At 70.4% G+C, this 22,064-nt stretch carries 22 protein-coding genes; 20 read left to right on the top strand and 2 right to left on the bottom strand.

Annotated features, from left to right (window positions below):
• Positions 1-67: 67 nt before the first annotated feature.
• From secY to map, 3 genes are read left to right on the top strand one after another with little or no spacing between them, the layout of a single operon-like run.
• Positions 68-1,390, top strand: a complete 1,323-nt coding sequence (gene secY, locus ARTHRO9V_RS13115) for a preprotein translocase subunit SecY (RefSeq protein WP_043593336.1) — start codon at positions 68-70, stop codon at positions 1,388-1,390.
• Positions 1,387-2,007: an adenylate kinase gene (locus ARTHRO9V_RS13110; protein WP_159827812.1), complete on the top strand. Its 621-nt coding sequence runs from the start codon at positions 1,387-1,389 to the stop codon at positions 2,005-2,007. The genes secY and ARTHRO9V_RS13110 overlap by 4 nt, the downstream gene beginning before the upstream one ends.
• A gap of 4 nt (positions 2,008-2,011) precedes the next feature.
• Positions 2,012-2,845: a type I methionyl aminopeptidase gene (gene map, locus ARTHRO9V_RS13105; protein ID WP_159827809.1), complete on the top strand. Its 834-nt coding sequence runs from the start codon at positions 2,012-2,014 to the stop codon at positions 2,843-2,845.
• Positions 2,846-2,894: 49 nt separating this feature from the next.
• Here the strand turns inward: map and ARTHRO9V_RS13100 are convergent, their stop codons facing one another.
• Positions 2,895-4,172, bottom strand: a complete 1,278-nt coding sequence (locus ARTHRO9V_RS13100; protein ID WP_159827806.1) for an LCP family protein — start codon at positions 4,170-4,172, stop codon at positions 2,895-2,897.
• 218 nt (positions 4,173-4,390) lie between these two features.
• Between ARTHRO9V_RS13100 and infA the strand changes: the two genes are divergently transcribed.
• The 11 genes from infA (at position 4,391) to glmM (ending at position 14,131) form a co-directional block, all read left to right on the top strand.
• The gene (gene infA, locus ARTHRO9V_RS13095) at positions 4,391-4,612 is read left to right on the top strand and encodes a translation initiation factor IF-1 (RefSeq protein ID WP_043593329.1); all 222 of its coding nucleotides are present in this window, start codon (positions 4,391-4,393) and stop codon (positions 4,610-4,612) included.
• Positions 4,613-4,680: 68 nt separating this feature from the next.
• Positions 4,681-4,797, top strand: a complete 117-nt coding sequence (rpmJ, locus tag ARTHRO9V_RS13090) for a 50S ribosomal protein L36 (protein ID WP_043593327.1) — start codon at positions 4,681-4,683, stop codon at positions 4,795-4,797.
• A gap of 190 nt (positions 4,798-4,987) precedes the next feature.
• Positions 4,988-5,362 carry a 30S ribosomal protein S13 gene (gene rpsM, locus ARTHRO9V_RS13085; protein ID WP_043593325.1) on the top strand — a complete coding sequence of 125 codons (375 nt, stop codon included), beginning with the start codon at positions 4,988-4,990 and terminating at the stop codon, positions 5,360-5,362.
• Between the two features lie 45 nt (positions 5,363-5,407).
• The gene (gene rpsK, locus ARTHRO9V_RS13080) at positions 5,408-5,806 is read left to right on the top strand and encodes a 30S ribosomal protein S11 (RefSeq protein ID WP_043593323.1); all 399 of its coding nucleotides are present in this window, start codon (positions 5,408-5,410) and stop codon (positions 5,804-5,806) included.
• Between the two features lie 190 nt (positions 5,807-5,996).
• The gene (locus tag ARTHRO9V_RS13075) at positions 5,997-6,992 is read left to right on the top strand and encodes a DNA-directed RNA polymerase subunit alpha (RefSeq protein WP_043593322.1); all 996 of its coding nucleotides are present in this window, start codon (positions 5,997-5,999) and stop codon (positions 6,990-6,992) included.
• Positions 6,993-7,040: 48 nt separating this feature from the next.
• Positions 7,041-7,607 carry a 50S ribosomal protein L17 gene (gene rplQ, locus ARTHRO9V_RS13070; RefSeq protein ID WP_043593320.1) on the top strand — a complete coding sequence of 189 codons (567 nt, stop codon included), beginning with the start codon at positions 7,041-7,043 and terminating at the stop codon, positions 7,605-7,607.
• A 197-nt stretch (positions 7,608-7,804) separates the two neighbouring features.
• On the top strand, positions 7,805-10,570 hold the full coding sequence (locus ARTHRO9V_RS13065; RefSeq protein ID WP_236557049.1) for an ExeM/NucH family extracellular endonuclease: 2,766 nt from the start codon (positions 7,805-7,807) through the stop codon (positions 10,568-10,570).
• Between the two features lie 112 nt (positions 10,571-10,682).
• The gene (locus ARTHRO9V_RS13060; protein WP_236557048.1) at positions 10,683-11,582 is read left to right on the top strand and encodes a tRNA pseudouridine(38-40) synthase TruA; all 900 of its coding nucleotides are present in this window, start codon (positions 10,683-10,685) and stop codon (positions 11,580-11,582) included.
• Positions 11,583-11,777: 195 nt separating this feature from the next.
• Positions 11,778-12,224 carry a 50S ribosomal protein L13 gene (gene rplM, locus ARTHRO9V_RS13055; RefSeq protein WP_043593314.1) on the top strand — a complete coding sequence of 149 codons (447 nt, stop codon included), beginning with the start codon at positions 11,778-11,780 and terminating at the stop codon, positions 12,222-12,224.
• A gap of 32 nt (positions 12,225-12,256) precedes the next feature.
• Positions 12,257-12,742 carry a 30S ribosomal protein S9 gene (rpsI, locus tag ARTHRO9V_RS13050; protein ID WP_082059799.1) on the top strand — a complete coding sequence of 162 codons (486 nt, stop codon included), beginning with the start codon at positions 12,257-12,259 and terminating at the stop codon, positions 12,740-12,742.
• A gap of 27 nt (positions 12,743-12,769) precedes the next feature.
• The gene (gene glmM / locus ARTHRO9V_RS13045) at positions 12,770-14,131 is read left to right on the top strand and encodes a phosphoglucosamine mutase (RefSeq protein WP_159827803.1); all 1,362 of its coding nucleotides are present in this window, start codon (positions 12,770-12,772) and stop codon (positions 14,129-14,131) included.
• A gap of 194 nt (positions 14,132-14,325) precedes the next feature.
• On the opposite strand, the gene coaA is transcribed toward glmM, so the two are convergent.
• Positions 14,326-15,282: a type I pantothenate kinase gene (gene coaA, locus ARTHRO9V_RS13040; protein ID WP_123571284.1), complete on the bottom strand. Its 957-nt coding sequence runs from the start codon at positions 15,280-15,282 to the stop codon at positions 14,326-14,328.
• A gap of 83 nt (positions 15,283-15,365) precedes the next feature.
• On the opposite strand from coaA, the gene glmS reads away from it, so the two are divergent.
• From glmS to ARTHRO9V_RS13010, 6 genes are all read left to right on the top strand, one after another.
• Positions 15,366-17,219: a glutamine--fructose-6-phosphate transaminase (isomerizing) gene (gene glmS, locus ARTHRO9V_RS13035; RefSeq protein ID WP_159827800.1), complete on the top strand. Its 1,854-nt coding sequence runs from the start codon at positions 15,366-15,368 to the stop codon at positions 17,217-17,219.
• 41 nt (positions 17,220-17,260) lie between these two features.
• On the top strand, positions 17,261-17,680 hold the full coding sequence (locus tag ARTHRO9V_RS13030; protein WP_056043525.1) for a holo-ACP synthase: 420 nt from the start codon (positions 17,261-17,263) through the stop codon (positions 17,678-17,680).
• Complete coding sequence (gene alr / locus ARTHRO9V_RS13025; RefSeq protein ID WP_159827797.1) at positions 17,677-18,768, top strand: alanine racemase; 1,092 nt, start codon at positions 17,677-17,679, stop codon at positions 18,766-18,768. Before ARTHRO9V_RS13030 ends, alr (ARTHRO9V_RS13025) begins: the two co-directional genes overlap by 4 nt.
• Positions 18,765-19,901, top strand: a complete 1,137-nt coding sequence (gene alr / locus ARTHRO9V_RS13020) for an alanine racemase (protein WP_159827793.1) — start codon at positions 18,765-18,767, stop codon at positions 19,899-19,901. The genes alr (ARTHRO9V_RS13025) and alr (ARTHRO9V_RS13020) overlap by 4 nt, the downstream gene beginning before the upstream one ends.
• 47 nt (positions 19,902-19,948) lie before the next feature.
• Entirely contained in the window at positions 19,949-20,461 is a 513-nt protein-coding gene (gene tsaE / locus ARTHRO9V_RS13015; RefSeq protein WP_159828764.1) for a tRNA (adenosine(37)-N6)-threonylcarbamoyltransferase complex ATPase subunit type 1 TsaE, read from the top strand.
• Between the two features lie 96 nt (positions 20,462-20,557).
• Positions 20,558-22,051 (top strand): polysaccharide biosynthesis tyrosine autokinase, encoded by a 1,494-nt coding sequence (locus tag ARTHRO9V_RS13010; RefSeq protein ID WP_159827790.1) that lies wholly within the window; start codon positions 20,558-20,560, stop codon positions 22,049-22,051.
• Positions 22,052-22,064: the final 13 nt, after the last annotated feature.

Genomic DNA, 22,064 nt, shown 5'->3' with positions numbered 1-22,064 from the left:
ACCTGAGGGGGTGGTCCGCCAGGGCCACCCCCATCAGTCGTCTATCCTTCATACCGGGAGGCCCCACGTGTTCAGAGCTGTCGCGCGCATCATGCGCACCCCCGACCTGCGTCGCAAGATCGGGTTCACGCTCGGCATCATCGCGCTCTTCCGGTTGGGGAGCTTCATCCCCGCGCCGTTCGTCGACTACCAGAACGTGCAGGCCTGTCTCGCGGGCAACCAGGGCACCTCGGGTCTCTACGAGCTCGTCAACCTGTTCAGCGGCGGCGCTCTGCTGCAGCTGTCCGTGTTCGCGTTGGGCATCATGCCCTACATCACCTCGTCGATCATCGTGCAGTTGCTGCGCGTGGTCATCCCTCACTTCGACACCCTCTACAAAGAGGGCCAGTCCGGGCAGGCGAAGCTCACGCAGTACACGCGGTACCTCACCATCGCTCTCGGCGTCCTCCAGTCGACGACGCTCATCACCGTGGCCCGCTCGGGTGCCCTGTTCGGTTCGTCCGGCATCGCGGAGTGCAGCCAGCTGATCACGAACGACGCCTGGTACGCCGTCATGCTCATGGTCGTCACGATGACCGCCGGTACCGGCCTCATCATGTGGATGGGCGAGCTCATCACCGAGCGCGGCATCGGCAACGGCATGTCGCTGCTGATCTTCACCTCGATCGCCGCGCGCTTCCCGACCGCCCTCTGGAGCATCGCGCAGTCGCGCAGCTTCGAGATCTTCCTGCTCGTCATCGCGGTCGGACTGATCATTATGGCGCTCGTGGTCTTCGTCGAGCAGTCCCAACGGCGGATCCCCGTCCAGTACGCCAAACGCATGGTCGGTCGGCGCACGTACGGCGGCAACAACACGTACATCCCGATCAAGGTCAACATGGCCGGCGTCGTGCCGGTCATCTTCGCCTCGTCGCTGCTCTACCTCCCCGCCCTCGTCGCCCAGTTCAACCAGCCCTCCGACGGAACGGCTCCGCCCGCCTGGGTCAGCTGGGTGCAGGCCAACCTCACCTCGGGCGACAACCCGCTGTACATGGTGCTGTACTTCGCCCTCATCGTCGGGTTCACCTACTTCTACGTCGCGATCACCTTCAACCCCGAAGAGGTCGCCGACAACATGAAGAAGTACGGCGGGTTCATCCCGGGCATCCGGGCCGGTCGCCCCACGGCCGAGTACCTCGATTACGTCCTGACGCGTGTGACGCTGCCCGGTGCCCTGTACCTCGGCATCATCGCGCTCATCCCGCTGATCGCGTTGGCCACGGTCGGTGCGAACCAGAACTTCCCCTTCGGAGGCGCCAGCATCCTGATCATCGTGGGCGTCGGCCTCGAGACGGTCAAGCAGATCGACTCGCAGCTGCAGCAGCGTCACTACGAGGGCCTGCTCCGATGAGCGCCGCTGAGACCCGACTCAGCCCGCGCCTCCTCATCGTCGGTCCCCCCGGGGCCGGCAAGGGCACCCAGGCGGTCGCGATCGCCGAGTCGTTGGGCATCCCCGCGATCTCGACCGGCGACATCTTCCGCGCCAACGTCAAGAACGAGACCGAGCTCGGTCTCAAGGTCAAGGCGATCCTCGACGCGGGCGACTACGTACCGGACAGCCTCACCAACGAGCTCATCTCCGACCGGCTGTCGCAGGCCGATGCGAGCGAGGGCTTCCTCCTCGACGGCTACCCACGCACGCTGCAGCAGGTCCAATTCCTCGACGAGCACCTCGCTGCGCAGGGGCAGTCCTTGACGACCGTCGTCCAGCTGGTCGCCGAGCGGGACGAGATCGTCGAGCGACTGCGCCGGCGTGCCGTCGACCAGGGTCGTTCCGACGACACCGAGGACGCCATCCGCCACCGCCAGGACGTCTACCTCCGCGAGACCGCACCCCTGATCGACACGTACCGAGATCGAGGAATCCTCGTCGAGGTCGACGGTCTGGGCAGCATCGACGAGGTCGCCGGGCGCATCGAGTCGGCCTTGGCCGCTCGCGGCTTCACGTCCGTCGCCTCGGCCTCCTGACCTCGTGGCGTTCCGCCGCTCCGGCATCTACAAGACGGCCGACGAACTCAGACGTCTGGTCGCGCCGGGGCTGTTGACGGCCGCGTCGCTCGACGCCGTCCAGTCCGCCGTTCGTCCCGGCGTGTCCACGCTCGAACTCGACGCCGTCGCCGAAGCCGTCATCCGAGACGGTGGGGGAGAACCCAACTTCATGTTGGTGCCCGGCTACCGTCACACGGTGTGCGCGTCGGTCGGTGACGAGGTCGTCCACGGCATCCCCGGTGCGCGCGTGCTGGCGGCGGGGGACCTCGTCTCCGTCGACAGCGGAGCGCAACTCGACGGCTGGAACGGCGACAGCGCACGGAGTTTCGTCCTGGACGATGCCGGCCGCCCCGACGTGGTGGCCGAGCGGCGTCGGTTGAACGAGGTCACCGAGCAGTCCCTCTGGCACGGCATCGCCGCGCTGGCGTCGGCCTCGCACCTCAACGAGGTGGGGGGCGCCATCGAGGACTACATCGACGGGCAGGGCGACTTCGGCATCATCGAGGACTACACCGGCCACGGCATCGGTCGTTCGATGCACGAGGACCCGCCGGTGTTCAACTACCGCGTCCGCGGACGTGGCCCCGCCGTCCGGCCCGGCCTGGTGATCGCCATCGAGCCCATGGTCACGTCGGGCGGAATCGACACGGTGACCCACGACGACGGGTGGACCGTCAGCACGCGCGACGGCTCGATGGCCGCGCACTGGGAGCACTCGATCGCGGTGCACGACGGTGGCATCTGGGTGCTCACGGCACAGGACGGCGGCGCCGCGGGTCTGGCGCCGCTGGGAGTGACACCCGTCCCGATCGCCTGACCCGCGCCTCCTCGGCTCACGCCGACGACGCGAGGAGGCGCGGTGCGGCTCAGCGGGACGAGCCGACGCTGCAGGTGGCCTCGGCCGCCGACTGGCCCGTGATGGTCGAGGGCAGCGTGGTCGTCGGCGCCTCCGTCGCAGCCGGGGCGGCCGGCACGGAGGACTCCGACGTCGTGTCGGACGGCGTCGACGTCTCGCTCGGTGCGGCGGGGGGCGTGGTCGCGACCGGGGCCGTTCCGTCCGAGACGGAGCCACGTCCGGCGCTGTCGTCACCGAGGGTGAACTTCTGGTCGGCGTTCAGGGCGGCGTTCAGGGCCGCGGCGTCGGTCGTGGACTGCACCACCCTGTTCGGGTCCCGCGGATCGTCGACGACCGGGTACTGGACGAAGACGATCCCCGCGGGCTGGATGTCCTTGAGCGCGAGGGCCAGGCGCACGAGCGTGTCGGGGGAGTCGAGGGTGGACGACAACGTCATGTTGCTCAGGGCGGCCGAGGCGAGTTTGTAGAGCGTCGTCACGTCGCCGAGGGTGCCGCCCGAGATGATCTTGCGCATCATCGACGACAGGAAGACCTGCTGCGAGCTGATGCGCGCGATGTCGCTCCCGTCGCCGACGCCGTGTCGGGTCCGCAGGAAGGCGAGGGCCTCGGCGCCCTGCAGGGTGTGGGTGCCCGCGGTCAGGTCGATGCCCGAGTCGGTGTCCCGGATCGTCCGCGTGACGCACACGTCGACGCCACCGATGGCGTTGGACATCTCGATGACGCCGTCGAAGGTGATCTTGCCGGCGTAGGGGATCGCCAGTCCGGTCATGCCCTCGACCGTCTTGACGGTGCACGAGAGGCCACCGCGTCCGAGGGTCGTGTTGAACTGCACGTAGTCCTCGGCCGGGTACATCTGGCCGTCGTCGCCGACGCATTCGGGTACGTCGATCATCAGGTCGCGGGGGAAGCTCACGGCCGTCAGCTGGGTGTGGTCCGCCGAGAGGTGGGCCAGGATCGTCACGTCGTTGCGGATGCCGTCGACCTCGCCGGCGTCGACCTGGCTGCCGTCGTCGCGTTCGTCGCTGCCCACCAGCAGGATGTTGGCGCCGCCCTGGATGGCCGAGATGTCGACCCCGGCGACCTCGTCCTCGTTGCCGAGAGAGACCGTCTGCACGCCCGAGGTCGCGGAGCGGACCGCGATGGCCGCGACGGACACGCCGCTCACGAGCACGACGGCCATCGTCCCGGCGACGAGCCCCAGGAGCATGCGGACGGGGCCGCGGCGGCGGAGTCGGCCGTGACGAGCGACCCCTCGAGGGGAGGAGGGGGTGGTCGAGCGGTCAGGCATGGTGCTCCCGGCAGTCGTGACGCGTACCCGACGAGACGACGGCCGAGGTGGGCGGCAGAGGTCGGCAGGTGCTCCGGCGTGTCGGGTTGACCAGCCGGGTTGCTGAACTATACCGGCATCACCTAGGATCGACCTTTGGTGTTCCGTGTGCGTTTCTGCGCGCCTGGGCATCGCATCCCCGCACGACCAACACCCCTATTCTTAGCGACAGTGAGGCTATGGCCAAAAAAGACGGTGTCATCGAAATCGAAGGCGCAGTGATCGAAGCTCTTCCCAACGCGATGTTCCGCGTTGAGTTGACCAACGGACACAGGGTCCTCGCGCACATCTCCGGCAAGATGCGGCAGCACTACATCCGCATCCTGCCCGAAGACCGTGTGATCGTGGAGCTCAGCCCCTACGACCTGACCCGCGGCCGGATCGTCTACCGCTACAAGTAGGGCGTGCTGGAAAGGAACGGCCCCACGCACCCGTGGGGCACGAAGCCAGCGAGATCAAGGAATCAGCAATGAAGGTCAACCCCAGCGTCAAGCCCATCTGCGAGCACTGCAAGGTCATCCGCCGCAAGGGCAACGTCATGGTCATCTGCAAGAGCAACCCGCGCCACAAGCAGCGTCAGGGCTGACTCGTCCGTCGCTCCGGCGACGTGCCGATGCCGACCCGGCCGAGCCGGGTCACACAGCAACACCCTCCCAGCAGCACCAGAACTCGTCACGGAAGCCCGACAGGGTGGACGGAGGCGGGGGACACCCCGGGTCGGAGGCCCGGGCACCGGTGCTGTGACAGACCTCCACCATCTCTGAAAAGAGGCCATCATGGCACGTCTAGCAGGCGTTGACATCCCGCGCGACAAGCGCGTCGAAGTCGCACTGACCTACATCTACGGAGTCGGCCGCACCAGCGCGCTCAAGACTCTCGCCGAGACCGAGATCGACGGCAACATCCGCGTCAAGGACCTCACGGACGACCAGCTCGTCCTGCTCCGCGACTACATCGAGGGCAACTACAAGGTCGAGGGTGACCTCCGCCGCGAGGTGGCCGCCGACATCCGCCGCAAGGTCGAGATCGGTAGCTACGAGGGCATCCGCCACCGCCGCGGCCTCCCCGTCCGCGGCCAGCGCACCAAGACGAACGCTCGTACCCGCAAGGGCCCGAAGCGCACCGTCGCCGGCAAGAAGAAGGCTCGATAGGCCTCGGCTCCCGCCGTACGCCCCTCAAGGTTGTAGGAGAAAAAATTGGCAGCACCGAAGACGGCCGCGCGTAAGCCCCGCCGCAAAGAGAAGAAGAACGTCGCCGTGGGCCAGGCCCACATCAAGAGCACGTTCAACAACACGATCGTCTCGATCACCGACCCCTCGGGCGCCGTCCTGAGCTGGGCCTCGTCCGGCGCCGTCGGCTTCAAGGGCTCGCGCAAGTCGACCCCGTTCGCCGCGCAGCTCGCCGCCGAGTCCGCCGCCCGCCAGGCGCAGGAGCACGGTGTCAAGAAGGTCGACGTCTTCGTCAAGGGCCCGGGTTCGGGTCGCGAGACGGCGATCCGCTCGCTCCAGGCCGCAGGCCTCGAGGTCGGTTCGATCAACGACGTCACCCCCCAGGCGCACAACGGCTGCCGCCCGCCGAAGCGTCGTCGCGTCTAACTGAGTTACCGCCCGCCGTGCCCGACGGGCCCCGTCACCGGGGTCCGTCGGGTACGGCGGGCTCCCCCGCGTCAGCACCGCCTCCCGCGTGTTCGCCCGAGGCGCCCACAACTCAACAGACCCGACGGGCCAGCCACCTGTCGTACCGCCAAGAGTCATATAGCGGACTCTTCGCCGAAAGGATTAAACAGTGCTCATTGCACAGCGCCCCACCCTCACCGAGGAGAACATCTCGGAGTTCCGCTCCCGCTTCGTGATCGAGCCCCTCGAGCCAGGCTTCGGTTACACCCTCGGCAACTCGCTGCGCCGCACGCTTCTCTCGTCGATCCCCGGCGCTGCTGTCACCAGCATCCGCATCGACGGTGTGCTGCACGAGTTCACGACCGTCCCCGGAGTGAAAGAGGACGTCACCGAGGTCATCCTCAACATCAAGCAGCTGGTCGTCGCCAGCGAGCACGACGAGCCCATCACGGCCTACCTGCGCAAGCAGGGTGCGGGTCAGGTCACGGCCGCCGACATCTCGGCTCCGGCCGGCGTCGAGATCCACAACCCCGAGCTCGTCATCGCCACGCTGAACGACAAGGCGAAGTTCGAGCTCGAGCTCACGATCGAGCGTGGCCGTGGTTACGTGTCGGCCGTGCAGAACCGCAGCGAGTTCAGCGAAGCCGGTCAGATCCCGATCGACTCGATCTACTCGCCCGTGCTCAAGGTCACCTACCGCGTCGAGGCGACGCGTGCCGGTGAGCGCACCGACTTCGACCGCCTGGTCGTCGACGTCGAGTCGAAGCCGTCGATCTCGCCCCGTGACGCCATCGCCTCGGCCGGTCGCACGCTGACCGAGCTGTTCGGCCTCGCCCGCGAGCTGAACACCGCCGCCGAGGGCATCGAGATCGGCCCCGCGCCGGTCGACGCCGTCCTGTCGAGCGAGCTGCAGACCCCGATCGAGGACCTCGACCTGTCGGTCCGCAGCTACAACTGCCTGAAGCGCGAGGGCATCAACACGGTGTCCGAGCTGGTCGCCCTGTCCGAGACCCAGTTGATGAACATCCGCAACTTCGGTCAGAAGTCGGTCGACGAGGTGAAGGACAAGCTCGTTGAGCTCGGCCTCTCGCTCAAGGACACGGTCCCCGGGTTCGACGGAGCCCACTTCTACAGCGGTTACGACGAAGAAGAGACCACCAACTAGGTCTCTCCGCCCGACGCCCTCCACTCTCGACTCACTTAGGAACAGACAATGCCCAAGCCCACCAAGGGACCCCGCCTCGGAGGCGGCCCGGCGCACGAGCGCCTCATGCTGGCCAACCTGGCCGCCTCGCTCTTCGAGCACAAGACGATCAAGACGACCGAGACCAAGGCCAAGCGCCTCCGTCCCGTCGCCGAGCGTCTCGTGACCTTCGCGAAGCGTGGCGACCTGCACTCGCGTCGTCGCGCCATGCAGACCCTGCGCAACAACAAAGAGGCCGCCCACATCCTCTTCACCGAGATCGCCCCGCTGGTCGAGAACCGTGACGGCGGCTACACCCGCATCACGAAGCTCGGCTTCCGCAAGGGTGACAACGCGTCGATGGTGTCGATCGAGCTCGTCCTCGAGCCCGTGAGCCCCAAGGTCAAGAACTCGAAGACCACCGCCGCGGCGGCTCCGGTCGCCGAGCCCGTCGCCGAGGAGCCCACCGAGGCTCCCGTCGACGAGACCGAGACCGTCGAGGAGTCGGCTCCCGTCGAGACCGAGACCGAGACGGCTGCCGCCGACGAGGTCGAGGCCGACGCTGCTGCGAAGTCGGACGACGAAGCAGCCAAGTAGTCCCACCAGCACCACCCGGAGGGCCCGTCACCGCGAGGTGACGGGCCCTTCGTCGTGCAGGGAGCAGGAGGGGTCCGCACAAGTGAGGACTGGCCCCCCGGGCGGGGGTCGTTTACCTTGGCGATTGTTCTGCGACACCTGTGGTGCACCTGTGCCGCCTACGGTGACCGGAGCCCGACCCGATCACGAAGGACGTCATGTCGCCACGCCCCCGCCCACTCAAGGCCCTCGCCCTCACGACGGGCATGGCCCTCGCGCTCGGGCTCGCCCCTCTCGCGACCGCCGCGCCTGCCCTCGCCGCGCCCGACGGTTCGTCGGTGGTCATCAACGAGGCCTACCTCAAGGGAGGCAGCGCCAACGCTCCCTTCAACCGCAAGTTCGTCGAGCTGTACAACCCCACGACGGCGTCGGTGTCGCTGGCCGGCTGGTCCCTGCAGTACCGCTCGGCGACGGGCGCCGGGCAGTTCTCCGCCGCCGAACTCGCCGGCACCATCGCGGCCGGTGGCTACTTCCTCGTGGCGATCCCGGGCAACGGCACCACGGGCGCCGACCTGCCCGCCCCCGACGCGAGTGCCTCGCTCAACCCGAGCGGCACCACGGGAACGGTCCTGTTGTCGAACGGCGCCGTTCCGTTGACGCTCGCACCCGGTTCGGTCCCCGCCGGGACGCCGGGCGTGGTCGACCTGCTCGGCTACGGCGCCTCGAACACCTTCGAGACGACCGTCGCTCCCGTGACGGGAACGAACCCGACGCCCAATTCGTTGGCCCGCACCGCTGGTGTCGACACCGACGTCAACGCGGCCGACTTCTCGACGCAGACCACCGTCACCCCGCAGAACTCCGGCGGCACGGGCACCGAGCCCGGTCCGGAGCCCGAGCCGCAGCCCGAGCCGACCCCCGAGGCCGACGTGACGGTCGCCCAGATCCAGGGTGCGACCGGCACGAGCCCTCTCGTCGGTCGCACGGTGACCACGCGGGGCGTCGTCACGGCCACCTACCCCACGGGCGGCCTCGACGGCTACGTCATCCAGACCCCGGGCACCGGTGGCGCACTCGACCTGGCGACGCACGTCGCGTCGGACGCGCTGTTCGTGTACTCCGCGAGCACCGCCTCCTCGGTCGCCGTCGGCGACTACGTCGAGGTCGACGGGACCGTCACCGAGTTCTTCGGCCTGACGCAGATCACCGTCACCGGTGCGGCGTCGCTCCGGGCGCTCGACGCCTCGAGCGTGGTGGCGCCGCGGGCGGCGACCGTCGGCCTGCCCGCCACCGACGCCCAGCGCGAGACGCTCGAGAGCATGCTCGTGCTGCCTCAGGGCGAGTTCACCGTCGCGGACACCTACACGACGAACCAGTACGGCGAGGTCAAGCTCGCCTCGGGTGACCGGCCGCTGATCCAGCCCACCGAGGTCGCCCGACCGGGTTCGCCCGGCTACGCGGCGGTGGTCGCCGACAACGCGGCCCGTGCAGTGACCCTCGACGACGGTGCCACGACGAACTTCTTCACCGCGGCCAACCAGTCGATCCCGCTGCCCTACCTCTCGAACGAGAACCCCGTCACGGTGGGCGCCTCGGTCGCCTTCACGAAGCCGGTCGTGTTCGACTTCCGCAACTCGGCCTGGAAGTACCAGCCGACCGCCCGCCTCACGGGCGACACGGCCTACGGCGACCTGCCCGTCACGTTCGAGGACATCCGGACCGACGCCCCGCGCGAGGTGGGAGGCGACCTGAAGCTCGCCAGCTTCAACGTGCTCAACTACTTCACGACGACGGGCGACCAGCTGCGCGGCTGCACGTTCTACACGGACCGCGCGGGTGCGCCGGTGACGGTGAACAGCGGCTGCGACGCTCGTGGTGCCGCGAACGCCGAGAACCTCGCCCGCCAGCAGGTGAAGATCGTCACGGCGATCACCGCCCTGGGCGCCGACGTCGTGTCGCTCGAGGAGATTGAGAACTCGGCCCGCTTCGGCGAGGACCGCGACTCCGCACTCGCGACCCTGGTCGGGGCGCTCAACGCCGCGGCCGGCAGCGAGGTCTGGGACTACGCGCGCTCACCGGAGGCGCTGCCCGCCAACGAGGACGTCATCCGTCTGGCCTTCATCTACAAGAAGGCCGTCGCCGAGCCCGTCGGAGGGTCGACGATCCTGACCGGATCGGCCGCGTTCAGCAACGCCCGGCAGCCGCTCGCGCAGGCCTTCCGGCCCGTCGGCGGTGACGCCGGGTCGACCTTCGTCGCGATCGCGAACCACTTCAAGTCGAAGGGCAGTGGTTCGGGCCCGGACGCCGACCAGGGGGACGGTCAGGGCGGTTCGAACGGCTCGCGCGTCAACCAGGCGAACGCCCTGGTCGCCTTCGCCGCCGAGCGTGAGGCCGCTGCGGGGACCGACAAGGTGTTCCTGCTCGGCGACTTCAACGCCTACAGCCAGGAGGACCCGATCGAGGTGCTCCGCCAGGCCGGCTACGTCGACCTCGGCTCGACCGGGACCGACGAGTACAGCTACGTCTTCAGCGGCCTCAGCGGGTCCCTCGACCACGTGCTCGCCTCGCCCGCCGCGGCCGAGGCCGTCACGGGCGTGGACATCTGGAACATCAACTCGGGTGAGGGCATCGGCCTCGAGTACAGCCGCTTCAACTACAACGCCGAGCAGCTGTACCAGCCCGACCAGTTCCGCTCGAGCGACCACGACCCGGTCGTCGTCGGGGTGTCGCTGCTCGCCGCTCCCGTCGACCCCGCCCCGCCGGTGACCGACCCGGGCGCGACGCCCGGAGCCGGAGCCGGTCCGACCGTGCCGGGTGCCGGTCCCGGGGCGGTCACCCCGGGCACGACCGCACCGACCGCGGACGGCTCGCTCGCCTTCACGGGCTCCGCGCCCCTGGCCGGGTGGCTGGCGCTCGCCCTGGTGCTGATGGCGATGGGTGGCACGGTCCTCGTGGTCCGGCACCGCGCCTCCCGCATGGGCTAGGCGGAGGCGCCCGACGGCGGTCGTGACCCGGGTGACCGGGTCGCGGCCGCCGTCGTCGTCCGCCCACCCGACAGGCCGAGGAGGCGCGGTGTCGGCCCCGTAGGATCGTCGGGTGACGATCGACGCCCCGGCCCTGACGCGCCTCCGCCTCGGGGTGGCGTACGACGGCACCGGCTTCTCGGGCTGGAGCGAACAACCCGGCCGCCGCACGGTGCAGGGCGAGATCGAGGCCGCTCTGCAGACGCTCTTCCGTCGGCTGGGAGACGTGCCGACCGTGACCGTGGCGGGTCGCACCGACGCCGGCGTGCACGCGCGCGGGCAGGTGGTGCACCTCGACCTCACCGACGCCCAGATCGCCCAGCTGCAGAAGCCGCACCGCGGCATGCGCGACCAGTCCCCGCTCGACGCCCCGACCGTGCTGGCACGGCGGCTGAACGGGCTCGCGGGCGCGTCCGACGAGATCGTGATCTCGGGTGCGCGAGTCGCGCCTCCGGGTTTCCACGCCCGCTTCGGCGCCCTCTGGCGCCGGTACGAGTACCGCATCGCCGACCGGGGGGCCGAACGCGACCCGACGAGGCGCAGCCACACCCTCTGGTACGACCAACGCCTCGACCTCGAGCTCATGAACGCGACGGCGTCCGGCCTGCTCGGCCTGCACGACTGGGCCGCGTACTGCCGTCACCGCGACTACGCGACCACCATCCGCGAGCTGCAGGAGTTCTCGTGGAGGCGCGAGGCCGACGGCGTGCTCGTCGCCTCGGTGCAGGCCGACGCGTTCTGCCACAACCTCGTGCGCAACCTCGTGGGCGCCTGCGTGGCCGTCGGCGAGGGAGCGATGGAGGCGCATCGTGCGGTGGGCGTGCGGCGCGAGGCCCAGCGCAACGGCGAGTTCCGGGTCGTGCCCGCGCACGGTCTCACGATGGTCGAGGTCGGCTACCCGCCCGACGCCGAGATGGCCGCCCGGGTGGCCCTGACGCAGGTGAAGCGTTCGCACGATCAGCTGGGGGAGTGACTCCCCGGGGCGAGGCGGGCGATGGTTGACCGTCCGGCCCGTGTCGGGTAACGTGAACCCTTGGTGTCTGCGCAACTGCGCGCTTTCGCCCGAAGTTGAGCCCTCCACCTGACTCGTTCTCATCGCATCTGCGGTGACAACGGCAACGGAGCGGGATTCACGAACCTCTCACCTCGACCAGAAAGCAGCACTACTGTGACGCGCACTTTCTCCCCCAAGCCGGCTGACGTTCAGCCGAACTGGCTGATCATCGACGCCAACGACGTCGTGCTCGGCCGCCTCGCGAGCCACGTGGCAGCCCTGCTGCGCGGCAAGCACAAGCCGACCTTCGCCCCCCACATGGACATGGGCGACTTCGTCATCGTCATCAACGCCGACAAGGTGGCCCTCACCGGCTCCAAGCTGGCCGAGAAGCTCTACTACCGTCACTCGGGTTACCCGGGCGGCATCACGGCCACCACGTACTCCGAGATGGTCGAGAAGCACCCCACCCGCGCGGTCGAGAAGGCCATCCGTGGCATGCTGCCGAAGAACTCGCTGGGCCGTGCCCAGATCAAGAAGCTGAAGGTGTACGCGGGTGCCGAGCACCCCCACGCTGCTCAGCAGCCCACGGTTTACACCCTCGACCAGGTCGCCCAGTAGCGTCCGCCTTCAGACTTAAGGACCCCCACACAGTGGCTCAGATCGCAGATTCCATCGACCAGGCTCCCGAGAGCTTCACCACCGAGAGCTCGGCCCCCGAGGCCGCCGCGACGCCCCGCCCCGTGCTGAGCGTCGGCGGTTCCGCCGTCGGTCGCCGCAAGGAGGCCATCGCTCGTGCGCGCCTCACGCCCGGCTCCGGCACGATCGTCGTGAACGGTCGCACCCTCGAGGACTACTTCCCCAACAAGCTGCACCAGCAGCTGATCAACGACCCGTTCAAGGTCCTCGACCTGCTCGGCTCGTACGACGTGGCCGTCAAGGTCACCGGTGGTGGCCCCTCGGGCCAGGCCGGTGCCCTCCGTCTCGCCATCGCCCGTGCGCTGAACGAGATCGACCGCGAGAACAACCGCGCCACGCTCAAGAAGGCCGGCTTCCTCACCCGTGACGCCCGCGTCATCGAGCGCAAGAAGGCCGGTCTCAAGAAGGCCCGCAAGGCCTCGCAGTTCTCGAAGCGCTAACCAGCACCACACAAGGCAGGTCTCGCGATGTCGCGTTTGTTCGGTACCGACGGTGTCAGAGGCCTCGCCAACCGTGAGCTGACCGCCGCGCTCGCCCTGGGGCTCTCCCAGGCGAGCGCGGTGGTGCTCACGAAGGGGCATCACGCCGATGCCCGTCGTGCCGAGGGGCGGCGCCCCGTCGCCGTCGTCGCGCGCGACCCCCGCATCTCCGGTGAGTTCCTCACTGCGGCCGTCTGTGCCGGGCTCGCCAGCTCGGGTGTCGACGTGCTCGACGCCGGAGTCATCCCGACCCCCGCCGCGGCCTTCCTGGTCGACGACATCGGCGCCGACTTCGGCGTGATGATCAGCGCCTCGCACAACGCCGCGCCCGACAACGGCATCAAGTTCTTCGCCTTCGGCGGCACCAAGCTCCCCGACGAGGTCGAAGACCGCATCGAGGCCGCCATGGCCGATCCGCAGTTGATGCCGATCGGTGGCGACGTGGGCCGCATCCGTCGGTTCGCCGACGCCGAGGACCGCTACGTGCTGCACCTCCTCGGCGCCCTGCCCAACCGACTCGACGGCATCCACGTCGTCCTCGACTGTGCCCACGGGGCCGCCTCGGCCGTCTCGCCCGAGGTGTTCACCGACGCCGGCGCGACGGTCACCCTGATCGGCGCCGATCCCGACGGCGTGAACATCAACGACGGCGTGGGGTCGACCCACCTCGACAACCTCGCGAAGGCCGTCCTCGAGCACGGGGCCGACGTCGGCATCGCGCACGACGGCGACGCCGACCGCTGCCTGGCCGTCGACGCCACCGGCGCCGTGGTCGACGGCGACCAGATCATGGCCATCATCGCCCTGGCGCAGAAAGAACGTGGCGCCCTCGTCGACGACACGCTCGTCGCCACGGTGATGAGCAACCTCGGCCTCATCCGCGCCATGGCCGAGCACGGCATCACGGTCCGCCAGACCAAGGTCGGCGACCGCTACGTGCTCGAGGACATGAACGAGCACGGCTTCACCCTCGGCGGCGAGCAGTCCGGCCACATCGTCTTCGCCGACTACGCCACCACCGGCGACGGCATCCTCACCGGTCTCTCGCTCGTGGCCCGCATGGCCGCGACCGGCAAGAGCCTGGCCGAGCTCGCCTCGGTCATGACGGTCTTCCCGCAGATCATGATCAACGTGCGGGACGTCGACCGCTCGCGAGCCGCGTCCGACGATGGCGTGGCCGAGGCCGTCCGCCGGTTCGAGGCCGAGCTCGGCGACACCGGCCGCGTGCTGCTCCGCCCCTCGGGCACCGAGCCCGTGGTGCGCGTGATGGTCGAGGCCGCCGACCAACCGACCGCCGACCGCGTCGCCCACTCGCTGGCCGACGTCGTGCGCGAGCGACTCGCCCTCTGACCCGGGCGGCGGACGGGGCGCGACGTCCCGGTGACGTCACCCGCGCCTCCTGACCGGACGCGGTGCGCGACCGGACGCGGTGCGCGACCGGACGCGGTGCGCGACCGGACGCGGCGCCCGACCGGACGCGGTGCGCGACCGGCTGCGGCGCCTGACCGGACGCGGCGCCTGAGCCGGCCCGGCGTCGCCGCGGGTCAGATTTTGCGCAGCAGGACCGAACTGACCTTGTGGTCGGCCGCCTTCCGCAGGACGAGCGTCGCCCGTGACCGGGTCGGCAGCACGTTCTCGATCAGGTTGGGCTCGTTGACCGACTTCCAGATGCCCGAGGCGAACGACCGCGCCTCGGGTTCGCTCATGTCGGCGAAACGGTGGAAGAACGAGCGCTCCTGGGTGAACGCGCCCTTCTGCAGCGCGAGGAACCGTTCGACGAACCAGTTCTCGATGTCGCCGGTGCGGGCGTCGACGTAGACCGTGAAGTCGAACAGGTCGCTCAGGGCGAGCCGGCCGGCGACGGCGGGCTGCAGCACGTTCAAACCCTCGACGATCAGGATGTCGGGCCGCCGCACGACGACCTCGGCGCTCGGCATGATGTCGTAGCTGGTGTGCGAGTAGAACGGCGCCCGCACTTCTTCGGCGCCGCTCTTGACCTGCGAGACGAACCGCAGCAGGTGGCGGCGGTCGTACGACTCGGGGAACCCCTTGCGGCTCATGATGCCGCGGCGTTCGAGTTCGGCGTTCGGGTAGAGGAACCCGTCGGTGGTCACCAACTCGACGCGGGGGGTGTCGTCCCAGCGGCTGAGCAGCTCCCGCAGGAGGCGCGCGACGGTCGACTTGCCGACGGCCACCGACCCGGCGACGCCGATCACGAAGGGCGTGCGCTGGGCCCGTTCGCCGAGGAAGTCGCTCGTGGCCCGGTGCAGGTTGCGGGCGCCGGCGGCGTAGAGGTTGAGGAGGCGGCTGAGCGGGACGTAGACGTCCTGCACCTCGCGCATGTCGAGGCGGTCGCCGAGGCCGCGCAGCTGGACGATCTCGGTCTCGGTCAGCGGCAGGCGCGTCGTCGGGGCCAGGTCGGCCCAGGCGTCGCGCCCGATCTCGACGAAGGGGCTCGCGTGCACGGCGGAGGGCGCGGTCGTCGGGTTGGCTTCGGCCATGCGCACGAGGCTACCGGTCCGGGGTCGACGCGAGTCGGCACGGCCCGCCGGGCTCTCGGACGGGAACCTCTAGGATCGACCCCATGTGTGGAATCGTGGGATACGTCGGAACGGGTGACAAGAGCATCGAGGTGCTGCTGGGCGGCCTCAAGCGACTCGAGTACCGCGGGTACGACTCGGCGGGAGTCGCCGTGATCGACGCCACGGGCGACCTCGGCACCCGCAAGAAGGCCGGCAAGCTGCAGGTGCTCGTCGACGACCTCGAGGCGACGCCGCTCACCGACGGCACGACCGGCATCGGCCACACCCGGTGGGCGACCCACGGTGGCCCGACCGACGCGAACGCGCACCCCCACCTCGCGGACGACGGCAAGCTCGCCCTCATCCACAACGGCATCATCGAGAACTTCTCCGAGCTCAAGGCCGAGCTGCTCGCCGAGGGCGTCGAGTTCCTCAGCGAGACCGACTCCGAGGTCGCCGCGCACCTGGTGGCCCGGGCCTACCGTTCCTCCGGTGACCTGACCGAGGCCCTGCGCACGGTCGTCAACACCCTCGACGGCGCCTTCACGCTGCTCGTCGTGCACGCCGACCAGCCGGGCGTCGTCGTCGGCGCCCGCCGCAACTCGCCCCTCGTCATCGGCCTGGGCGAGGGCGAGAACTTCCTCGGCAGCGACGTCGCGGCCTTCGTCGCCCACACCCGTCGGGCCATGTCGATCGGGCAGGACCAGCTCGTGACGATCCGTCCCGACTCGGTCGAGGTCGTCGACTTCTCCGGGGCGCCCGTCGAGACGACCGAGTTCGAGGTCGACTGGGACGCCTCGGCCGCCGACAAGGGCGGCTGGTCCAGCTTCATGGCGAAAGAGATCAGCGAGGAGCCCGAGGCCGTCGCCAAGACGCTGCTCGGCCGCATCACCGCCGAGGGCGCCGTGACCCTGACCGAGCTCGACGGCGTGCGCGAGCGCCTCCTGACCGTCGACCGCGTCATCGTCATCGCCTGTGGCACCGCCGCCTACGCCGGCATCCTCGGCAAGTACGCCATCGAGCAGTGGGCCCGCATCCCCGTCGAGGTCGAGCTGGCGCACGAGTTCCGCTACCGCGACCCGGTCCTCGACGAGAAGACCCTCGTGGTGTCGATCAGCCAGTCGGGCGAGACGATGGACACCCTGATGGCCGTCAAGTACGCCCGAGAGCAGGGCGCCCAGGTGCTGTCGATCTGCAACACGCAGGGCTCCACGATCCCGCGCGAGTCCGACGCCGTGCTCTACACGCACGCGGGCCCCGAGGTCGCCGTCGCGTCGACCAAGGCGTTCGTCGCCCAGGGCACCGCGCTCTTCCTGCTGGGCCTGCACCTGGCGACCCTGCGCGGCACGCTCAGTGCCGAGGCCATCGCCGAGCAGGTCACCGACCTGCACGAGATCCCCGGCAAGATCGAGCAGGTGCTCGAGTCGTCCGAGCGCATCAAGACCCTCGCCGGCTGGATGGCCGACACCCGGTCGGTGCTGTTCCTCGGGCGTCACGTGGGTTACCCCATCGCCCTCGAGGGTGCGCTCAAGTTGAAAGAGCTGGCCTACATCCACGCCGAGGGCTTCGCCGCCGGCGAGCTCAAGCACGGCCCGATCGCCCTGATCGAGCCCGGTCAGATCGTCTTCGTCGTCGTCCCCAGCCCGCGCGACCCGCGGTCGTTGCACCCCAAGGTCGTCTCGAACATCCAAGAGATCCGCGCGCGCGGCGCCCGCGTCATCGCGATCGCCGAAGAGGGCGACGCCGCGGTGCTGCCCTTCGCCGACGAGGTGCTGCACATCCCGCTGGCGGCCCCGCTCTTCGAGCCCCTGCTGTCGGTCGTGCCGCTGCACATCTTCGGCATGGAGCTCGCCGCCGCCAAGGGCCTCGACGTCGACCAGCCGCGCAACCTGGCCAAGTCGGTCACCGTCGAGTAGCGGGTCGTGCAGCCGGGGCAGGGCGTCAGGCGGGTGAGGACGTGATCGTGGGCATCGGCGTCGACGTCGTCGACCTCGGACGCTTCGACCGCTCGATCGAGCGCACGCCGGCGCTCGCCACGCGTCTGTTCCGAGCCGACGAGCTCGTCCTCCGGGACGGCAGCCCCCGCGGGCGCCCGTCGCTCGCGGCCCGCTTCGCCGCCAAGGAGGCGCTGATCAAGTCCCTGGGCGGCTCCACCGGGGTGCGCTGGCACGACGTCGTGGTCGTCTCCGACGACCAGGGAGCCCCGTCGCTCGTGCTCAGCGGGGGAGCGCGGTCGCTCGCCGACTCGCGAGGCGTCTCGCGCCTCCATCTGTCGCTCAGCCACGACGGCGGGGTGGCGGTCGCGTACGTCGTCGCCGAGGGCGACGGCCGGGCCCCCGTCGACCACGACGCACACCACGAAGGGGCGGACCGATGACCCACGACGTCACCATCACCGTCGACACGGCCGCGTTGCGCCACAACGTCGAGGTCCTCCGGGCCGCGGTCGCGCCGTCGGCCGTCATGGCCGTGGTCAAGGCGAACGCCTACGGCCACGGTGCCGTCGAGTGCGCCCGGGCCTTCGTCGAGGCCGGCGTCGACTGGCTCGGGGTGGCCGACCTGACCGAGGCCGTGGCCCTGCGTCGAGCCGGTGTCGAGGCGCCGGTGCTCGCGTGGCTGCACGCTCCCGACGAGGACTTCGTCGAGGCCGCGGCGCTCGGCATCACCCCCGCGGTGTCGAGCGTCGACCAGCTCGAGGCGGCCGTGGCGGCCGGCGTCCGCGCGGTCCACCTGGCGATCGACACGGGTCTGAGCCGCAACGGGGCCGTCGAGTCCGAGTGGCCCGAGCTGTTCGACCGCGCGGCCGACCACGACGCCGTCGTGCCGGTCGAGGGCCTCATGACCCACGTGTCGAACGCGTCGTCCGAGGACGACGGCCTGCAGACGGCCCGCTTCGCCCGGGCGTCCGCGATGCTCGACGAGCGGGGGGTGCGGCCGCCCCTGCTGCACGTGGCCGCCTCGGCGGCGGCGCTCGACTACGTGGGGACACGAGCCACGATGGTGCGCTTCGGCCTCGCGAGCTACGGGCTGAGCCCGTACGCCGACCGCACGTCCGCCGAGCTCGGCCTGCGCCCGGCCATGACCGTCACGGCGCCGGTGACCACCGTCAAGCGCATCCCGGCGGGCGAGGGCGTGTCGTACGGCTACCTCTTCCGTCCCGAGCGCGACACGTCGATCGCCATCGTGCCGGTCGGGTACGCGGACGGCATCGACCGGGCCGCGAGCGAGCGCGCCTCCGTCACGATCGGTCGGCGCACCTACCGCGTCCGGGGGCGCATCGCCATGAACGCCCTCGTGATCGACGTGGGCGACGACCCCGTCGAGATCGGCGACGAGGTCGTGCTCTTCGGCGACCCGGCGCTGGGTCGGCAGTCCGCCGCCGACTGGGCCGAGGCGATGGGCGGCATCACCTACGAGGTCGTCGCCTGCCTGGCCGCCGGCCTCACCCGGAGGTACACCGCATGAGCGCCGCGACGTCCCTGCGACGGGCCACGGTCGACCTGGCCGCGTACCGGGCGAACCTCGAGTCGTTGATCGCCCGTCTCGACCCGGTCGACATCCTGGCGATCGTCAAGGCCGACGCCTACTCCCACGGCGCCCCCGTGCTCGTGCCCGAGGCCGTGGCGGCGGGCATCCGCTGGTTCGGCACGGTCGAACTCGCGCCGGCCCTCGAGATGCGACGGCTGGGCATCGGCGGCGACGCCTCGTTCTTCGCCTGGCAGCTCAGCCCGTCCGACGACCTCGAGGCGGCCGTCGACCTGCGGGTCGACCTGGGGGTGTCGACCTTCGACCAGCTCGACGCCGTCGCGGCGGTCGCACGGGCCCGCGGCGGTGTCGCCCTCGTCCACCTGACGATCGACACGGGCCTGCACCGCGAGGGGTGCCTGCCCTCGGACTGGCCGGCCTTCGTCGCCCGTGCCGTCGAGTTGCGCGACGAGGGGGTGGTCCGCCTGCGCGGCATCTTCTCGCACGTCAGCGAGACGAGCGAGGCCGACGACCAGGCCGCGGCCCGCGTGTTCGAGCAGGCCGTGGCCGAGGCCGAGGCGCTCGGGGCCACCGTCGAGAAGCGGCACATGTCGTCGAGCTCGGCCGCACTTGAACACCCCGAACGACGCTTCGACATGGTGCGCATGGGGTCGAACGGCCTGGGCATCCCCGTGACCGAGGGCGTCACCGCCGCCGACCGGGGACTGCGGCAGGTGCTCACGCTGAGCGCGTCCGTGGTCAAGGTCAAGCGCGTCGCCGCGGGCACCGGCGTCTCGTACGACTACACGTTCCGTGCTCCGTCCGACACGACGCTCGCGCTCGTGCCCCTGGGGTACGCCGACGGCGTCAGCCGGCGGGCGCAGGGCACCGTGCACGTCATCGTGAACGGCGCGCCCCGCCCGATCGTGGGCCGGGTCGCGATGGACCAGTTCCTGGTCGACATGGGCGACGACCCCGTGGCGGTCGGTGACGAGGTCGTGTTGTTCGGGCCGGGCGACCAGGGCGAGATGACCATCGGCGAGTGGGCCGACGCCACCGACACGATCCCCGAAGAGGTCGCCTGCCGCGTCGGAGCCCGGGTGCCCCGCGTCTACGTCGGCGGACGGCCGTGACCGTCCAGGGCGACCCCGTCGAGCTGACCGTCGCCGACGCCGAGGCCATGGAGGCGCTGGGGCGTCGGATGGCCGGGTCGCTGCGGGCGGGTGACCTGCTGGTGCTGACCGGACCGCTCGGCGCCGGCAAGACGACCTTCACGCGCGGCCTCGGCGAGGGGCTCCAGGTGCGCGGCCAGGTGGCGAGCCCGACGTTCGTCCTGGCGCGCACGCACCCGACCGCGTCGGGCACGCCCCTGGTGCACGTGGACGCGTACCGGCTGTCGGGCGAGGCCGAGCTCGACGACCTGGACCTCGACTTCGAGGGCTCGATCGTCGTGGTCGAGTGGGGAGCCGGGCTGCTGGACGGCGTCGCCGAGTCGTGGCTCGACATCGTCGTCGAGCGTCCGACCGGGGCGGCCGAGGCGCCGGTCGTCGACGCGTCGGACGACGGGTCGGCGGGGCACGGGCCGGACGACGAGCAGGAGGCGCCCGCTCCCGAGGTGCTGGACGAGCCGAGACGCGTGACGATCACGCCGCACGGCACCCGCTGGGCCGACACGGCCCTGCTCGCCGACTGACCGTCGCGGGCACGGGCACCCCCTCCGGGGGTCGTGAGGACCTCTCTGCTCCGGGTATGCTCGCCAGGTTCCACCACCTCAACCCGGGAGTGTCCGTTGGATCCTCAGCACTACTGGCGCGCTCTCCTGAAGAGTTGGCCCCTCGTCGTCGTCCTCGCCCTCGTCGGCGGAGGCGCGGGTTACGCGTACGCCCAGACGCAGCCCGACTCGTTCCGGGCCACGAGCAGCGTGTTCGTCTCGGCGACCGAGGGCTCCGACCCCAACGAGCTGTTGCAGGGGTCGTCGTACACGCAGAACCTCGTGCAGAGCTACACGCGTCTCGCCACGTCGTCGGTCGTGCTCGAACCCGTCATCCAGCAGATGGGCCTCGACGTGACCCCGACGCAGCTGGCACGTCAGATCACCGCCGAGAACCCTCTGAACACCGTCATCATCGACGTCGCCGTGGTGGACGGCGACGCGCAACGGGCGGCCGACGTCGCGAACGCGGTCACCATCTCGTTGAGCCGGCAGGCCCGGGCGCTGTCGCCCGAGAACACCGCCGGCAACTCGACGCTGAGCGTCGCGCCGATCGCCGAGGCCACGCCCCCGACGTCGCCCATCAGCCCGAACCGCCGACTGATCGCCCTGAGCGGTCTCGCCGTCGGAACCGTCCTCGGCATCGCCCTGGCGCTGCTGCGATCGGTGGTCGACACCAGGCTCCGCACCGCCCGCGACGTCGAGGACCTGCACCTCGTGCCGTTGCTCGGCAGCGTCACGCGCCGCAACCGTGGTGTGCTGGCTCTCTCCGACGAACCCCAGGGAGCGGCGGCGGACGACTTCCGTCGCATCCGGGCCCAGCTGCAGTTCGCGGACGTCGACCGGGCCACCCGGACCATCGCCGTCTCGTCGGTCGCGGCTGACGAACGCGAGGGGAGGGCGGCGGTCGCCCTCGACCTCGCGCTGGCCTTCGCCGAGCGGGGCCTCGAGGTGCTCGTGGTGGACGCCGACCTGCGCGGCAGCGGTCTCGCCGAGCTCGCCGCCGTCTCGGACGAGGTCGGCCTGACCGACGTCGTCGTCGGCCGACTCGAGTTCGCCGCCGCCGTGACGTCGTGGCGCGACGGCGTCGACATCCTCACGGCCGGCGACGTGCCGCCCAACCCGAGCCCGCTGCTGAGCTCGCGATCGATGGCCCTGCTGCTCGAGACCGCAGGGGAGCGCTACGACGTCGTCGTGGTCGACGCCCCCGCGGTGCTCACGTCGTCCGACACGCTCGAGATCGGTCGCCTGACCGACGGCGTCGTCATCGTCGCCACGGCGGGCCGGTCGACCCGGCCGCGGCTCGTGTCGGCCGTCCGCGCGCTGACGAACGTGAAGGTGCGCGTCATCGGCGTCGTGTTCGACGGGGTGGCCCCGGGCCGTCAGCGGGCGTCCCACGACCTGCCGCCGTCGGTGCTCGTGCCCGTCTCGACGTCGTCCGACGAGCAGACCTATCCCTTCGGCTCCGCCACGTCGGCCGACGCGACCGCCACGACGGCCGCCACGACCGACGCGGCGGCCCCGGGCAGGTCCCGCCGCACCGCGGGCCGCCAGGGCGACGCCACGTCGTGAGCCCCACCCGCCC

It is taken from the genome of Frigoribacterium sp. 9N (assembly GCF_902506305.1).
Lineage (GTDB): Bacteria > Actinomycetota > Actinomycetes > Actinomycetales > Microbacteriaceae > Frigoribacterium.
Note: the sequence above shows the minus strand (reverse complement) of the source record. Positions and strands in the feature narration are given on the sequence as shown.

Excerpts from the sequence above, each read along its gene's own strand:
- ARTHRO9V_RS13110 (WP_159827812.1), top strand. The coding sequence starts at position 1,387 with ATGAGCGCCGCTGAGACCCGACTCAGCCCGCGCCTCCTCATCGTCGGT.
- ARTHRO9V_RS13100 (WP_159827806.1), bottom strand. The coding sequence starts at position 4,172 with ATGCCTGACCGCTCGACCACCCCCTCCTCCCCTCGAGGGGTCGCTCGT.
- infA (WP_043593329.1), top strand. The coding sequence starts at position 4,391 with ATGGCCAAAAAAGACGGTGTCATCGAAATCGAAGGCGCAGTGATCGAA.
- rpmJ (WP_043593327.1), top strand. The coding sequence starts at position 4,681 with ATGAAGGTCAACCCCAGCGTCAAGCCCATCTGCGAGCACTGCAAGGTC.
- rpsM (WP_043593325.1), top strand. The coding sequence starts at position 4,988 with ATGGCACGTCTAGCAGGCGTTGACATCCCGCGCGACAAGCGCGTCGAA.
- rplQ (WP_043593320.1), top strand. The coding sequence starts at position 7,041 with ATGCCCAAGCCCACCAAGGGACCCCGCCTCGGAGGCGGCCCGGCGCAC.
- ARTHRO9V_RS13065 (WP_236557049.1), top strand. The coding sequence starts at position 7,805 with ATGTCGCCACGCCCCCGCCCACTCAAGGCCCTCGCCCTCACGACGGGC.
- glmM (WP_159827803.1), top strand. The coding sequence starts at position 12,770 with ATGTCGCGTTTGTTCGGTACCGACGGTGTCAGAGGCCTCGCCAACCGT.
- coaA (WP_123571284.1), bottom strand. The coding sequence starts at position 15,282 with ATGGCCGAAGCCAACCCGACGACCGCGCCCTCCGCCGTGCACGCGAGC.
- glmS (WP_159827800.1), top strand. The coding sequence starts at position 15,366 with ATGTGTGGAATCGTGGGATACGTCGGAACGGGTGACAAGAGCATCGAG.
- alr (WP_159827797.1), top strand. The coding sequence starts at position 17,677 with ATGACCCACGACGTCACCATCACCGTCGACACGGCCGCGTTGCGCCAC.
- alr (WP_159827793.1), top strand. The coding sequence starts at position 18,765 with ATGAGCGCCGCGACGTCCCTGCGACGGGCCACGGTCGACCTGGCCGCG.
- tsaE (WP_159828764.1), top strand. The coding sequence starts at position 19,949 with ATGGAGGCGCTGGGGCGTCGGATGGCCGGGTCGCTGCGGGCGGGTGAC.